The organism is Acinetobacter sp. LMB-5, assembly GCF_001541635.1.
Classification (GTDB): domain Bacteria; phylum Pseudomonadota; class Gammaproteobacteria; order Pseudomonadales; family Moraxellaceae; genus Acinetobacter; species Acinetobacter pittii.
In genome coordinates this window covers 13,984-29,275 of sequence record NZ_LRDR01000016.1, presented here as the reverse complement: position 1 = coordinate 29,275, position 15,292 = coordinate 13,984, and the positions used below count along the sequence as shown (strand labels likewise).

At 39.5% G+C, this 15,292-nt stretch carries 17 protein-coding genes; 9 read left to right on the top strand and 8 right to left on the bottom strand.

The window, feature by feature from the left end; translation table 11 throughout:
* Positions 1-22: 22 nt before the first annotated feature.
* Positions 23-592, bottom strand: coding sequence for a 1,6-anhydro-N-acetylmuramyl-L-alanine amidase AmpD (gene ampD / locus AW165_RS17135; RefSeq protein WP_057086213.1), 570 nt, complete (start codon positions 590-592; stop codon positions 23-25).
* 171 nt (positions 593-763) lie between these two features.
* Here ampD and nadC point away from each other — a divergent pair, with 171 nt between their 5' ends.
* On the top strand, positions 764-1,609 hold the full coding sequence (gene nadC / locus AW165_RS17130) for a carboxylating nicotinate-nucleotide diphosphorylase (protein ID WP_057086212.1): 846 nt from the start codon (positions 764-766) through the stop codon (positions 1,607-1,609).
* On the opposite strand, the gene AW165_RS19500 is transcribed toward nadC, so the two are convergent.
* The 6 genes from AW165_RS19500 to AW165_RS17110 form a co-directional block, all read right to left on the bottom strand.
* Complete coding sequence (locus tag AW165_RS19500) at positions 1,606-1,773, bottom strand: hypothetical protein (RefSeq protein WP_000938939.1); 168 nt, start codon at positions 1,771-1,773, stop codon at positions 1,606-1,608. The two genes, nadC and AW165_RS19500, sit on opposite strands and share 4 nt — an antisense overlap.
* Before the next feature lie 433 nt (positions 1,774-2,206).
* Positions 2,207-4,375, bottom strand: coding sequence for a phosphocholine-specific phospholipase C (locus AW165_RS17125; protein ID WP_060466531.1), 2,169 nt, complete (start codon positions 4,373-4,375; stop codon positions 2,207-2,209).
* A gap of 20 nt (positions 4,376-4,395) precedes the next feature.
* Entirely contained in the window at positions 4,396-4,530 is a 135-nt protein-coding gene (locus AW165_RS20250) for a hypothetical protein (protein ID WP_265733004.1), read from the bottom strand.
* Positions 4,531-4,663: 133 nt separating this feature from the next.
* A complete protein-coding gene (gene rph / locus AW165_RS17120) occupies positions 4,664-5,380 on the bottom strand; it encodes a ribonuclease PH (RefSeq protein ID WP_002120794.1) in 717 nt (238 codons plus the stop codon).
* A 159-nt stretch (positions 5,381-5,539) separates the two neighbouring features.
* Positions 5,540-6,682: a fatty acid desaturase family protein gene (locus tag AW165_RS17115; RefSeq protein ID WP_081410710.1), complete on the bottom strand. Its 1,143-nt coding sequence runs from the start codon at positions 6,680-6,682 to the stop codon at positions 5,540-5,542.
* A 30-nt stretch (positions 6,683-6,712) separates the two neighbouring features.
* Positions 6,713-7,738 carry a ferredoxin reductase gene (locus AW165_RS17110; protein WP_060466529.1) on the bottom strand — a complete coding sequence of 342 codons (1,026 nt, stop codon included), beginning with the start codon at positions 7,736-7,738 and terminating at the stop codon, positions 6,713-6,715.
* 173 nt (positions 7,739-7,911) lie between these two features.
* Between AW165_RS17110 and AW165_RS17105 the strand changes: the two genes are divergently transcribed.
* A complete protein-coding gene (locus AW165_RS17105) occupies positions 7,912-8,550 on the top strand; it encodes a TetR family transcriptional regulator (protein ID WP_002120796.1) in 639 nt (212 codons plus the stop codon).
* A gap of 137 nt (positions 8,551-8,687) precedes the next feature.
* The gene (locus AW165_RS17100) at positions 8,688-9,335 is read left to right on the top strand and encodes a TetR/AcrR family transcriptional regulator (protein ID WP_060466528.1); all 648 of its coding nucleotides are present in this window, start codon (positions 8,688-8,690) and stop codon (positions 9,333-9,335) included.
* Positions 9,336-9,425: 90 nt separating this feature from the next.
* On the opposite strand, the gene AW165_RS17095 is transcribed toward AW165_RS17100, so the two are convergent.
* On the bottom strand, positions 9,426-10,043 hold the full coding sequence (locus tag AW165_RS17095) for a thiol:disulfide interchange protein DsbA/DsbL (protein ID WP_005804825.1): 618 nt from the start codon (positions 10,041-10,043) through the stop codon (positions 9,426-9,428).
* Between the two features lie 180 nt (positions 10,044-10,223).
* Between AW165_RS17095 and ubiG the strand changes: the two genes are divergently transcribed.
* The 6 genes from ubiG to argA all read left to right on the top strand — a co-directional run bounded on the left by ubiG (position 10,224) and on the right by argA (position 15,100).
* Positions 10,224-10,937 (top strand): bifunctional 2-polyprenyl-6-hydroxyphenol methylase/3-demethylubiquinol 3-O-methyltransferase UbiG, encoded by a 714-nt coding sequence (ubiG, locus tag AW165_RS17090; RefSeq protein WP_017400299.1) that lies wholly within the window; start codon positions 10,224-10,226, stop codon positions 10,935-10,937.
* On the top strand, positions 10,934-11,635 hold the full coding sequence (locus AW165_RS17085) for an HAD family hydrolase (protein WP_080973539.1): 702 nt from the start codon (positions 10,934-10,936) through the stop codon (positions 11,633-11,635). Before ubiG ends, AW165_RS17085 begins: the two co-directional genes overlap by 4 nt.
* A 70-nt stretch (positions 11,636-11,705) precedes the next feature.
* A complete protein-coding gene (locus AW165_RS17080; protein ID WP_002120710.1) occupies positions 11,706-12,452 on the top strand; it encodes a YciK family oxidoreductase in 747 nt (248 codons plus the stop codon).
* A 216-nt stretch (positions 12,453-12,668) separates the two neighbouring features.
* Positions 12,669-13,082, top strand: a complete 414-nt coding sequence (locus AW165_RS17075; protein ID WP_009387402.1) for an RcnB family protein — start codon at positions 12,669-12,671, stop codon at positions 13,080-13,082.
* Positions 13,083-13,294: 212 nt separating this feature from the next.
* Positions 13,295-13,624 carry an RcnB family protein gene (locus AW165_RS17070; RefSeq protein ID WP_002120775.1) on the top strand — a complete coding sequence of 110 codons (330 nt, stop codon included), beginning with the start codon at positions 13,295-13,297 and terminating at the stop codon, positions 13,622-13,624.
* Between the two features lie 120 nt (positions 13,625-13,744).
* Positions 13,745-15,100 carry an amino-acid N-acetyltransferase gene (gene argA / locus AW165_RS17065; protein WP_016802669.1) on the top strand — a complete coding sequence of 452 codons (1,356 nt, stop codon included), beginning with the start codon at positions 13,745-13,747 and terminating at the stop codon, positions 15,098-15,100.
* The last annotated feature ends 192 nt before the right edge of the window (positions 15,101-15,292 follow it).

Sequence of the window (15,292 nt, the reverse complement as noted above, 5' to 3'; positions counted from 1 at the left end):
CGTTGTGAAATGATGAACAAACTCAAGTTTTTTTCTGGACTAACAATTGTCTAAAGTGCTGCCATTTAAAATAAGGACCTGGATCGGTTTTTCGGCCAGGAGCAACATCCGAATGCCCAGCAATATGGTTTTTAATTTCTGGGTAAGCTTGGCGAATAGCAGTAACAACGTCAGTTAATACTTCATATTGTACATCTTCAAAAGATAAATCATCACTTCCTTCAAGTTCTATACCAATTGAATAATCATTGCATTCAACTTTAGCTAAATAGCTCGAACGTCCTGCATGCCATGCACGATCATTAAAATTAACAAACTGTAGGACTTCACCTGTACGTAAAATTAACAGATGTGTAGAAACCTGCATGCCTTCAATAGTCTGAAAATAAGGATGAACTGACCAATCTAACTTATTTTGAAAAAACTGCTCAATATAGCCACCTCCAAATTGAGACGGCGGCAAACTAATATTATGAACCACAATCATTTGAATTTCGGTGCCAGTCGGACGCTGGTTAAAATTTGGAGAAGGGATTTGTCTCGCCCCTTTTAATTGTCCATCTATAACTTCATACGGTGTGATTTGCTTCATTGAGACGCCAATAAATTGCTTGCCAATTGTTTTAGTTTAAAACAGTTATGTGCTTTTCAAAGTAGTAAATGCGATTGTTTATCGCGATTAATCTCATAAAACAGCTTATTTTTCAGGTCGACGGTGCTAATATATCGCAAGTTTTAGGGTCATCGACAAAATGGAAACCGTATGAGCATACCTCAGTCTTTGCTTGAACAATCAATTCAAATCAATATTCAACAAGCACTACAAGAAGATATTGGGGACGGTGACATTACCGCGATGCTCACACCTGAAGATGAGCAAGCCACTGCAACCATCATTAGCCGCGAAGATATGGTCTTAGCTGGACAACCATGGGTTAATGCGCTCATCTCAGCTTATGACAATACTGTTCAAGTGACTTGGCTAAAACAAGAAGGTGAACGTGTTGCTGCAAACGAAGCATTTTTAAAACTTGCAGGTTCTGCACGTAGCTTACTGACTGTAGAGCGCCCTGCTTTAAACTTTATTCAAACTTTGTCTGCTGTTGCAACAAAAACTGCTGAATATGTTCAACATCTTGAAGGCTTAAATACAAAACTTCTCGATACACGTAAAACTCTACCGGGCTTACGTATTGCACAAAAATATGCGGTTGCTATTGGCGGCGGACAGAACCATCGTCTTGGTTTATTTGATGCGTTCTTAATTAAAGAAAACCATATTATGGCAGCGGGAGGTATTGCTCAGGCAATTGCCAAAGCACATCAAATCGCGCCGGGTAAACCAGTTGAAGTCGAAGTTGAAACTTGGGATGAGCTAAACCAAGCGCTTGAAGCTGGTGCGGACATTGTCATGCTCGACAACTTCAGTCAACAGCAAATGATTGATGCTGTAAAACATGTGGCGGGCCGCTGTAAACTCGAAGCATCTGGCAATATCACTGTTGAAAACTTGCGTGAAGTTGCCACCACTGGCGTTGACTATATTTCTATGGGCGTTCTGACTAAAGATGTTAGAGCTGTTGATTTATCTATGCGTTTTAATGCTTAGATAAAATCTGCGTCATTATTGGTATTTTTTTGCGACTTGGTCATGTCTGCCGCTTGTGTTTTTTGCCACGCTGACTGAGTCGCTTGTGCCCCACTATCACGTGGATCGGCAGCCATTAAAACAAATGTCACTACTGCTAATAATACAATAAAACCTTGTAGCATAAATTTTCCCCATTACTTTAAAAATTCAGGGTTTCAAGGTAAAAGATAAATATGATCAGGCTTAGGAGATTCTGTTACAAAAGGTAAGTCTTTATTTTTATTATTCATCTATACGACAGCATATTCCCACATAATATTTTATATCAACAGCATAACTCCCTTTATTTACTATCGTGACATGGATATCTCTTTTCCTACGCGACAGAGTCTTATCGCTTAGAATTTTTTGCCAACAGCCCATTCTGTTACTTTGGTTTTGCCCAAAGTAACCAAAGGCATTGTCATCTGCAAAACCTGCCCACTTTCATCCTCTATCCTATTTTGTTGCAAAAATAAGATCCTTATAGATTATAGACAGGTTGCAGATGACTTTTAGCACCAGTTAATGAGGAATAAATTTCAATACCTACATTAAGGAAAATAACTTACCAACCTAAGACTCTAGATAACCCATATAAGGATCAGAAATTGAATCTTCTTGAGTTTCTATACGGCCTGCAAAACGACGACTGAAAGTAGTATCATCAGCTAAAGTCACAGTGAAGTCATACCAGCCACCAAATTCAGACATATCCCAAACTAATTCTTTTTCAGAACTGTTGGTTTCTATCGTCCATGTTTTGTTTGGAAGATAAGCATTTGCTTTGACTGTGAGCTTGACTGACTTATTACCATCATGACGCACTTTTAAATACAAATTCGCATCACACTCTTCCACACATACTCTAATTTCCGGTAAAGCTTGAGTCTGATTAGCTTGACTTAAATTACCTTTAAACGCACGGTGAAAACCATTTGGTCCAAGTACCCATAAATCATACTGTCCATTTGTAGCATTCCATATATCATCGAGCTGTTTACCTGCCTCAACCATATAACGACGTGGAATTGCCATAAGATCAAATCGGTTATAGACATGGAAAACAGCTGCCTGTTTACCTGTATTAGAGAACATCAGCTTAATCGTTTTTTGAGTGGCATCGACTTTGGCACTGGTATGCAAAATATATGGCAAAGCACGTGATGGTCGAATTCCCATTTCTTGCTGAGGAAATTGCTGCTGGCTCGGAACAGGAACTTGGGGCAATAAAGCTTGAGCAACACGAATCGCATCGGCTTCAGCTTTGGTTTTCTTCCCATCTAGTTCAGCAACAGGTAAAAGGTTCGGTGTTTTAAAATTAAATGCCGTTGTTAAATCACCACATACAGCACGGCGGTATGGGCTAATGTTAGGCTCTTGCACACCAAAACGTTTTTCCAAGAACTGTAAAATAGAAGTATGGTCAAAGACTTGAGAATTTACCCATCCTCCACGGCTCCACGGCGAAATCACATACATCGGAACGCGTACACCTGGCCCATACACTCGACCATCTGGCTTAGGTTGAGATTTTGAAGTTGCTACTGCTGGATGATTAAAGTACTCATAAGATACTTGCTGATCACTTAATGTAGTTTTTCCATATACAACACCGTTTACATCTTTAGAAGGTGCACTTGGTGAAGGGATATGGTCAAAGAAACCGTCATTTTCATCGAAGTTCACCAATAAAACGGTTTGGCTCCACAGCTCAGGGTTCTCAGTTAATGCATTTAATACTTCCTGAATATACCAAGCACCTTGTACAGGACTAGATGGCCCCGGATGTTCACTGTAAGTTGCAGGAGCGACCAACCAACTCACCTGCGGTAATTTACCTTGTGCGATATCAGCTTTAAAAGTTCCTAAAAAACCACCGTCCGGCATGGTATTGGCAATACCTTTGTAAAGTGGTTGAGTCGCATCAATCTTTTCATCGTATGCTGGACACGTTAGCGTGTCGTTACTGACAGGTTGACCAGATTGCTCATTTGCACGGCGATACTGTTTGAAACCAGCTAACGGGTTATCGGTAAAGTTATCTGGCATATTTTGATAGACTTTCCATGTTACGCCAGCCTGCTGTAAGCGCTCAGGATACGTCGTCCATTCATAACCTTCTGTTGATGCCCCAATCCCATCAAATTCATTTACAACACTCGCAACACCTGCACCTGTAGGACCATTAGTTCCAGTCCAAATAAACTTACGGTTTGGGTTGGTCCCAGCATGCATAGCACAGTGGTAAGCATCACAAATGGTAAAAGCATTCGCTAAAGCAAACTGATATTCGACTTCTTGTTTTTTATAGTAGCCCATCGACTGTGGTTTTTTATAAGCGACCCAATCACTCATACGGCCATTGTCCCAAGCTGCTTGGCCATCAGACCATGAGTGAGGTGTACCTGAAACACGCTGAGCATTTCCTAAACGACTATCTAAATGGTAAGGCAATACCTTCTTTTTATTCGCATCATATTGTTCCCAAACCTTTCGGCTTTCCGTCATTGGAATCGTAAAACGATCACCAAAACCACGTACACCTTTTAATGTTCCGAAATAATTATCGAAAGAACGGTTTTCCTGAGTCAAAATCACGATGTGTTTAACATCTTGAATAGTTCCACTTTCAACTTTGGCATCAATAGCTAAGGCTTTTTGAATACTCAGCGGGAAACTCGCTAAAGCAGCTGTCCCAAACATGGTTTTTGTAGAGTTTAAAAGAAATTCGCGACGATTCATTAGTTCTATCCTAGTTCTTATTATGGTGCACAGTGCATTTTGCAATTACTGGTGGGCGGTGTTGTTGGCGATGAATTATCTGAGTCGTTATCATCGTTACAAGCACTGAGCATGAGTGTTAAAGAGGTAATTAATAAAAGTGAAAGTTTTCGCATTGGTTTTTTCCAAACGGTTTAAATGCGAACTACTAATAAAGCGTAAAAGTGACAAGCAAGTGATGTTTTTATGTCGGTTTGATGAAGGCATAAAAAAACGCATCCGAAGATGCGTTTTTCAGAAAGCGTAAAATTACCAGCCTAAAGCTTCTTGTTGCTTTTTAATGAGCTCGGCAATTCCTTTTTCAGCCATTTCTAACATGGCATTGCTTTGAGCGCGGGTAAACGGTTTGTCTTCGGCAGTACCTTGAATTTCGATAAACTCGCCAGCTTGTGTCATTACTACATTTAAGTCAGTTTGACAGTTCGAGTCTTCTTCATAGCAAAGATCAAGCAACACTTCGTCTTGATACATACCGACAGAAATCGCAGCAACTAACCCTTTAAGCGGATCATGCTTAATTTTCTTTTGAGACAATAAAACATTCATCGCATCAACCAATGCTACAGCAGCACCAGTGATTGAAGCAGTACGCGTACCACCATCAGCCTGAATCACGTCACAGTCGATGGTAATCGTGTTTTCACCAAGCTTTTTCAAATCAACCATCGCACGTAAGCTACGGCCAATCAAACGTTGGATTTCTTGAGTACGACCAGTTTGTTTACCACGAGCCGCTTCACGGTCACAACGTGAATGTGTTGAACGCGGTAGCATGCCATATTCTGCCGTTACCCAGCCTTGGCCTTGGCCTTTTAAAAAGCGTGGCACTGAGTTATCAATGCTTGCAGTACAAAGGACTTTGGTGTGACCAAATTCGACCAGCACAGAACCTTCAGCATAACGGGTGTAGTTTCGTGTAATTTTCACTTCACGTAATTGGTCTAATGCACGTTGGTCAATACGCATAATCCTTCCTAACTTCTCTTAAATACAAACTTGGGCATAGTATAGCAAAGGATTTTGACAGGTTGAGTTTATTCCCTACTTTCAAATGTAAGTCTGCAAGTTTCATAACTCAAAAATAAAAATAGCCCCTAAAAAAGAGCTATTTTTAATTAACTGAGATTACGCAAATTTGAATTTTGCTTTTAACTTTTCTAATGTCTGCATTACTTTTCCAGTGGTATGGTTTGGCAGTGAACATTTCGCTAAACGTACCCATACACTCCAGAACTGGCGCATAAAGTTCGCTTCATTGTAATTAATGCCATATTCTGCGCAAAGTGCCTTAATTTTCGGGGCTACATCTTTATAGCGGTTAGCTGGCATATCTGGAAATAAATGGTGTTCAATTTGATGGCTTAAGTTACCACTCATAAAATGCAGCCATTCTGTACCACTAAAATTACTTGAACCACGAATCTGGCGTAAGTACCACTCTGCCTTAGTTTCAGTGTCTGTATTATCAGGCTCAAACGTTTCTGCATCTTCAGTAAAGTGACCATTAAAGATCACAGCAGATGACCACAAGTTACGAATAATATTCGCAACTACATTTCCTGCAAAAACTGGTAAAAACATAGGGCCAGAGATCACAGGGAAAAACACATAGTCTTTTAAAACTTGGCGTGTGGCTTTTTTACGGACTTTAGCCGAATCTTTCCAAACCTGTTTCCAGTTCTTGGTTTTATAAACTAATGCATCTTCAAGATGTAAGTTTTGCACGCCTACATACCACTCAAAGAAAAACATTAACTGTAGACCTAGAGGAATATTAAACAGGTGGCGGGGTTCCCACTTCTGTTGATCACTTACTCGCAAAATACCATAACCAACATCATGGTCTTTACCGACAATATTGGTATAGGTGTGGTGCACATAGTTATGTGTTTCACGCCAGTCATCACCCGATGCAATGGTATCCCAATCGTAAGTATTACCGTTCAGACTTGGTTCATTTAACCAGTCAAACTGACCGTGCATGACGTTATGACCAAGTTCCATGTTTTCTACAATTTTAGAAATACCTAATAAGCCTGTGCCTAGTAGCCAGACTGGCGGAATCCAACCACCAAACATCAACATGCCACGCGATGCGATTTCGGTATATCGAACAAAATTACGTACTTTGTAGATATATTTTGCATCTTGCTCACCAAGACTTTGCATAACGTCTTGACGAATCTGCTCAACACGGCGACCAAACTCTTCAGTCTGTTCAGGTGTTAAATGAGCAGATTTAGAAACAGTAGAAAATTCTAATGCCATATTCATAAGGTTAATCCTCTTTAATTCTTTTTATAGATCAATTGTGACTGGGCTTAATGCCTGGCTCACGCATAGTTTAATTGGGCGGTTCGGTTGATCTTCAATTTCACCAGTTAACAGGTTTTGAGTAACTCCGCTTACCTTGGTACAGCTGCATTTATTGCAGACACCCATACGGCAACCATGTTGTGGGCGTAAACCAGCTTGCTCTGCACTGCTCAGTAAATTTGTTTCAGCTAAAAACTCGTGTTGAGCACGGCGGAAAATAACAGGCTGTGCTGCATGTGTACCAGTCACTTGAAGTGGCTGAAAATACTCTTGATGAAGCTGCGACTGAGCACCTTTTTGTGCATAAATTTCATTGGCTTGCTGCATCATGCCATGATGACCACAAACATAAGTTGCTGTCTGCTCGAAATCTGGAACCAGCTTTTGCAGTAAACTTTCAGTTAAATGCTGCTTTTGCTCGGTGGTATTAAAAAAATGATATTGAAGCTGTGGGTGCTGTTCTGCCAAAGCTTTTAATTCGGCATGAAAAATTTCCGCACGATTAAAATAAATGACATGAATTTGTTCAAGTTGCTGTTTTAAAGCTTGCTGCAAGAGTGAATAAATTGCAGTTATACCGCTTCCTGACGCAATCAAAATTGCAGGATGCTGACCTTGGTGCAAAATAAAATCACCTTGTGGCTGTGAAATCTCAACACACTCGCCCACATGTAATAGTTGAGCTGCACGAGACACCAAACCTTGTACTTTAATGCCTAAAGCAATTTCACCTTGCGTTGTCACTTCAATAATCGAGTAACTACGTTGTTGGTAAACGCCATCGATAAGCAAAGTCAGCAAAATACTTTGACCTGCGCGGACCTGATCGAAATTAAAATTACGATTCGGTTTAAGCTTGATAAGCACCATATCGGTATGAAGTGGCTGAACTGCAGTAACTTCTGCAAGTACCCTTTTCCACGCCCAAGTCACGTTAATTTTCTGCAAGACAAAATCAACGAAATCTTCTCGAACCCAATGTGGCTGATAGCTAAGTGTTGCGTTCATACGTTCCTCTTTTGTTTCTGGCTATTTATTTGAGTGAACACATGTTCGTATAGTGAACATATGTACACTATATTTATAACTGTTCACTCAGTCAACACTTGTTCACTATTTTTTTTATGAAAGTTTGCTCTTTTTTGTTAGACTTTGGCTCACGGTTTAAATAGGTTCTTTTAATGTCGATACGGGATGAACGAAAACAGCAAAGTCGTCAGGCACTTCTCGATGCAGCCTTGCATCTAAGCACGTCTGGGCGTTCGTTCAGTAGTATCAGTTTGCGTGAAGTTGCACGTGAAGTAGGTTTAGTACCGACAGCGTTCTACCGCCATTTTCAGGACATGGATGAGCTCGGCAAGGAATTGGTCGATCAAGTTGCCCTACATTTAAAAAGTGTTTTACATCAACTTGGACAAAGTTACTTACAACATAAATCTGCTAAAACCCAAACCAGTATTGAGCTATTTGTGCAGGCAGTAAATCATAGCCCTAAGCAATGGCAATTTATGATTGCTGAACGTTGGGGAGGCTCAGAAACGGTTCGTGCAGCAATTGCCCGAGAAATCGAATTTCTGATTGAAGATCTAACAACTGATCTTACTAAACTCGAAAATTTTAAACATATTCAAAATCCTCAAGACTTAAATGTCTTATCTACCATTTTGACTAATATGTCATTTACATGGGCAATGACGTGGCTCAACCTATCGAAACAATATCAAGGTGAACAGCTCAAGCTGCAACAAACTGCCTTTATTGAAAATGCTTCTACACAAGTTCGCTTATTGTTTAGAGGGATTGCAAACTGGGAACGATAGAAGCGGCAAATGACAAAAAACAGGTTATGTGGTAATACGTAAAGAGAGAAAGAAAAAGGCTAAAAATTTCGAGAAAAGTCTTTTTCTTTTTACAGGAAGTAAACTATTAGTTAGGCCAAACTGGTGTGGGAATACCTATGAATCTTGATCGTCATACACAGTTTTTGATGCGTAAAGAAAAAATTCTGAGCGTGGCAGAAAAGTTGTTATTAGAAAACAATCAGGAAATTACTCTAGATGAGTTAGTGGCCGAGCTAGATATTGCTAAAGGCACACTTTATAAGCATTTTAGAAGTAAAAATGAGCTTCTACTTGAGCTCATTATTCAAAATGAAAAGCAAATTTTAGAAATTTCTAAAAAATATAATACAGATTTCAAAGAATATGCTCCTCATTACATGCTTCATCATTTACTTGCACCAGGGAAAACGATTCTATTGCATCAACTTGAAGAAAATCTGACGATGACAGAGTCTAAGTTGAAGCATCTTTTCGAAGAGCTTTATGAAATTCGCCAACAGCGTATTTTGGCAATTAAAGATATTACCGAAAATTATTTAAAATCATTGAATTATGATATGTCGATTCGTGATTATTTGTCTTATATCTGGTCACTGACTTATGGTGCATCACTGCTTTTAAATTCTACGTATTACCAGCGTTCGATTGGTTCTCGCCAAAAATTAATTAATTTATATATTAATCAGGCATTATCACTGCCGACTCAAACAGCTAATTTTGATGTTTTAAATTTTCAGATTGAAGATGAAACTCAGCAAAATTAATTGAATTATTTCGTGATAATTAACGATAAATTAAATATAAAAATGGGCTTCACATGAAGCCCATTTTTTTTGAAGTAAAGCCTAAACAACTTATTTTGCTTTACGTTCTTTCTCAATTAAATAATTAAGAACTTGAGTGACTTTACCATCTTCACCCTGCACGACATATTTACCATTCACGACAACTGCAGGTACGCCTGTTAATTGGTATTGTTGAGCAAGTTTATTTGACTCGGCAACTTTCGCAGTTACTGCAAACGAGTTGTAAGTACTATTAAATTTCTGCTCAGGTACGCCATAACGAGTAAAAAATTTCGCAGCAGAAGCCTGATCAAAAATTTGTTGACCGTTCACCTGAATCGCATGGAATAGTGGTAAATGCGTGCGTTTACGTACACCTAATGCCTCAGATGTATAATACGTACGCGCCCCTTGTTCCCACATTTTATTCATTGCAGCTGGTGTACGTACAAAACGTACATCTTTAGGAATCTGTTTTAACCACGTTTGCATATGCGGTTCAAGTTTAAAACAGTGTGGGCATCCATACCAAAAGAACTCTCGAACTTCGATTTTCCCCGGAACTTCCACTTTGCCTGGATTGGCAATCACGGTGTAGTCTTTACCAGCAACAAAATCTGCTGCCATTGCACCACCCGATACGGCCATAATTGCTGCACTCAAACCACCCAAAACCAATTTTTTCATTGCTACAGCTTTTCCTCTAAGTTGTTATGCATTAGCTTATGCCCTAAATATAAAACAAATATGCTAAATTCGTTTTGCTTCTGTGAAGTTTTTTATTGGGTTTATCGCTTTTTTCCCAATAATCGCTACACTAACGGCGAACTACATCCAAAAAGATAACTCAAGTTTAGAGGTAGCACCATGTCGCAATTGAATGTTGATTTACAAGAAATCGCAAAGTTTGAAGCACTTGCTGCCAAATGGTGGGATCAACATTCTGAATTTCGCCCACTTCATCAAATCAATCCACTACGTCTAAACTGGATTGATGAACGTGCAGGCGGTCTTGTTGGTAAAAAAGTACTTGATGTCGGCTGTGGTGGCGGTATTTTGGCCGAAAGCATGGCACGTCGTGGCGCAGATGTATTAGGTATCGATATGGGTGAAGCACCTCTAGCTGTCGGCCGTTTACATGCTCAGCAAGAAAATGTTCAAAATATTGAATATCGTCAAATTCCTGTAGAGGAATTAGCACAAGAACAGGCTGGTCAATATGACGTGGTGACTTGTATGGAAATGATGGAACACGTTCCAGATCCAGCATCTATTGTAAAAGCTTGTCAGGCTCTGGTTAAACCGGGCGGCCATGTGTTCTTCTCGACCATTAACCGTAACCCAAAATCTTATTTATTTGCCATTATTGGTGCAGAGTACGTCCTACGCATGTTGCCAAAAGGTACGCATGATTATCATAAATTTATTCGACCATCTGAAATGGCACATGATATTCGTAATGCAGGTCTTACGTTAAAAGAAATGACTGGACTACATTACAACCCACTGACCAAGCATTACTGGTTAGCGCCAAATGTTGACGTTAACTATATGGTTCATACGATTAATACAGGTGCATGATGAAAGCTGTTTTATTTGATTTAGACGGTACGCTTATCGATACAGCTGCGGATTTCATTCGTATTATTCAGCAAATGTGCCGTGATGCAAGACGCCCTGTTGTAGAAGCCGATCTTATTCGCACTCAGGTTTCTGAAGGTGCACGTGCGATGGTGAAATTGGTCTATCCAGAGCTGGATGTAGCCAATCCAATTTTCTTGGCACATCGTCAAAACTTTTTAGATATTTACGGCAATAATATTGTGGTTGATACAGATCTGTTTGAAGGCATGTATCCACTCTTAGAAGAGTTAGAAGCTGCACAAATCCCATGGGGTATTGTGACCAACAAACCACGCGGATTAAGTGAATCTCTTTTAGAAAAGTTAAATCTAACAGAACGCTGTGCGGTTCTGGTATGCCCTGAAGATGTCAGTAAAACCAAACCAGATCCTGAACCAATGTATTTGGCTGCTAAACAGTTAAATATCCCAGCAGATCAAATTATTTATGTGGGCGACCACCCACGTGATATTGATGCTGGTCGCAATGCCGATATGTATACCATCTTGGCAGCTTATGGCTATTTACCTATCGAACACCGTGATGATTTAGCATCATGGCAGGCCGATTCGATTGTAAATACAGTGACAGAATTACACGATATGTTACGTCAAAAGCTTCCTGCTCTACAGGAAAATCAGCGTATGATAAGTTAACATCAGAGTTTTATAGACTTTTTTTTAACGGCTATTTGTTTTATCAATATAAAAAAAAGGAGGTTTACCAATGAAATATTCAGAATACCAACCTCGTCCGGATCTACTCAAAGATCGAATTATTTTAATTACCGGTGCTGGTGATGGAATTGGGCGAGCTGCGGCTCTAAGTTATGCCCTACATGGTGCAACCGTTGTCCTACATGGTAGAACCTTAAATAAACTTGAAGTTATTTATGATGAAATTGAGAGTCTCGGTGCACCACAACCCGCGATTTTACCGCTACAACTTTCAAGTGCCTCTGACCGTGATTATGATTTTTTAGTCGATACGCTCGAAAAGCAGTTTGGACGTCTAGACGGTATTTTGCATAATGCGGGTATTTTAGGTGAACGTGTAGAGCTAGCACATTACCCTACAGAAGTATGGGATGACGTGATGGCAGTTAACCTACGTGCTCCGTTTGCCCTCACTCAAGCCTTATTACCACTTTTGCAAAAGTCAGAAAACGCCTCTGTTGTATTTACCAGTTCAGGTGTAGGCCGTGAAGCACGTGCTTTGTGGGGCGCATATTCTGTCTCAAAAATTGCAATTGAAGCAGTAAGTAAAATTTTTGCAGCGGAGAATACTTATCCAAATATCCGCTTTAACTGCATTAATCCAGGTGCAACACGTACTGCAATGCGTGCTAAAGCCTACCCACAAGAAGATCCGAAAACACTACCTACACCAGAGTCTATCTTGCCTGCTTACCTCTATTTAATGGGTGAAGACAGCTTGGCACTCAATGGTCAAAGTATTGATGCGCAGGATTAAAAAGTTAAAGATGAAAAAGCTAAATTAAATTACGGCCAATCATCAAATCTGGCTTGCCTATACCTGAAAAGATATACAAGCCTTTTTTATTATTGATAAAAACCCTTGATCTATCCGTAATTTTAATTGAACCATTAAATGATCTTCACAGTTTCTCTGCATTTTGCGCGTAGAGTATTCAACATGAGAGACATCAGATGTAAACGAGGATGCATCATGAAAAAGTTGTTCACCATTTTAGCCCTTTGCATAACCGTACTAACCACCAGTATGGCGAGCTTTGCTGACCCTCCTTTTGACCGAGGCCATGGCCCCAAAGGTCCTAAAGGTGGAGGTCCACGTGGTGAGTGGAATGATCGTGGGCCAGGATTTGGACGTGATCATGATGAAGATCGTATCCGTGACGAACGCCGTATGCGCGAAGAGCGTGGCTTTGAACGCTTAAAACAACATCGCTGGCAGCCTGGCTATGTTATGCCACAGCACTATCGTGGTAATGGCTATAAAGTCGACTATAAAGACAGTAACTTGCCAAAACCAGGCCGTAATCAGCAATGGTATAAAATCAACAATGACTATATTTTAGTCGACACAGATTCTAATAGCATTGTGAGTATTCGTGGTTTTTAAGGCGATAGACCCTCGCTATCGCTGAATAAAAAGGATAAAGCCTCTGGGTTTTATCCTTTTTTATTTTTTATATTCTTAAATGATGTATTTTCTTAATTTCTTCTTATTTCATAGAGAGTTTTCACATTTATTCTTCTTGGCCTCCACGATTTATCTGCAATTGTTCACTAATCTTTAATTATTGAAATTTAACTCATCATTCGAGGTTTACAATGAAAAAATTAACAACAGCGATTGTTCTTTCTCTTAGCGGTTTAGTTGCAACAACAGCCATGGCAGCACCAAACGATCATAATCATCATGGCAATTACCAAAACCATGAAGTAAAAACAGTTAAAGTGATTAAAAAAGATGATCATCGCAATGCGTGGCGAGTAGGTCAGGTTGTACCGCATGAGTATCGACATTCACGTTACGTGATCGACTATCGTCAACATCAAAAATTGACTAAACCAGGTCGTTACCAAAAATGGTATAAAGTGAATGGAAATTATGTACTGGTGAATGAACAAAGTCATAAAATCATTAGAGTGGTTTACTAATTTAAAACTTTTTAAGCACCCAAATTTCAATTTGGGTGTTTTTTTATCTAAAACATGCGGCTTTAATCTTTTTTGTTTAGAATCATCTTTATATCTTTTTGCTGTTGATTCGAGATCGGTATGTCAAGTAAGCCTGTAAGTAAGTCGCATAATAACACCCAGCATTATGTACACTGGTTTCGACACTCAGCGCCCTACATTAATGCTCACCGCGATAAAACATTTGTGTTGATGTTTGGTGGTGAAGCAGTCCGTCATCCTAATTTCGAACATATCATTCACGACATTGCTTTATTGCACTCTCTTGGTATTCGCTTAATTCTCGTGTACGGTGCGCGTCCGCAAATTAATCAAAATCTTAAAGAAAAAGGAATCGAAACTCCTTTTTATGACAACAGCCGTATTACCACACGTGAATCTTTAAGCTGTGTCATGAGTGCTGTAGGTTCTATCCGCCTAGAAATCGAAGCATTGCTTTCTATGGGCTTAGCAAACTCGCCAATGTACGGCGCTCGCATAGATGTGGTATCAGGTAATTTTGTGACTGCTAAACCTTATGGCATTCGTGATGGCATGGATTTCCAGCTTACAGGTGAAGTTCGTTCTATTGATACAGATGCGATTGATCGACACCTCGACAACCATAATATTGTACTGCTAGGGCCAACGGGTTACTCCACTACAGGCGAGGTTTTCAACTTAAGAGCTGAAGAAGTTGCAACTAAAACAGCAACTTATTTAAAAGCAGATAAACTCATTTTTCTAGGTGAGCAACAAGGATTGCTGAATGAAGATGAGCAAATATTACGTGAATTAAGCCCACATCAACTGGACTACTATATTCAACAATATCAAACTATTAGCCCAACACTCACTTTGCATTTGCAACAGGCAAAAAAAGCATCTTTATCAGGTGTACACCGCGTTCATCTTATTTCTTATGCCTATGATGGCGCCCTTCTCGAAGAGTTATTTACTCGAGATGGTATAGGCACCATGATTACCGATGCGCATTATGAAGAAGTTCGCATGGCCAATATTCAAGACGTAGGCGGTTTAATGAATTTATTACGTCCATTAGAAGAAGAAGGTATCTTAGTTTATCGTTCGCGTGAACGTTTAGAGCAAGAGATTAGCCAGTTCGCTGTTATTGAGCGCGATGGTACGATTCTAGCGTGTGCTGCACTTTATCCAATTCCAACAGAATTTAATGAAACACGTTCAGCAGAAATTGCCTGCGTCGCAGTACACCCAAGTTATCGTAAATCGAACCGTGGTAGCCAGATTTTGCAATTCCTTGAAGAAAAGGCAAAAGAACAAGGTATTCGTCAATTATTTGTTTTAACCACCCGTACCGCCCACTGGTTCTTAGAGCACGGTTTCCATCAGGTGAGTGTTGATGATTTACCAAATGCTCGTCAGGCGCTTTATAACTATCAAAGGAATTCTTTAGTCTTTAAGAAACTGCTTCCTTAGCCTTTGCTCTTTTTAAGATATTCTTATTTCAGATAAGCTTAGTTCAAAAAGTACAACCGTAAACACGATTAATTTATGGTTGTACTTTTTTTAAATCTAAATTTTTTAAGGTTTTAATATTTTTTATTTTATTTACATCAACTTAATCAAAATTCATTAAATATATTTCTAATAGATAAATCTTTTTTTCGC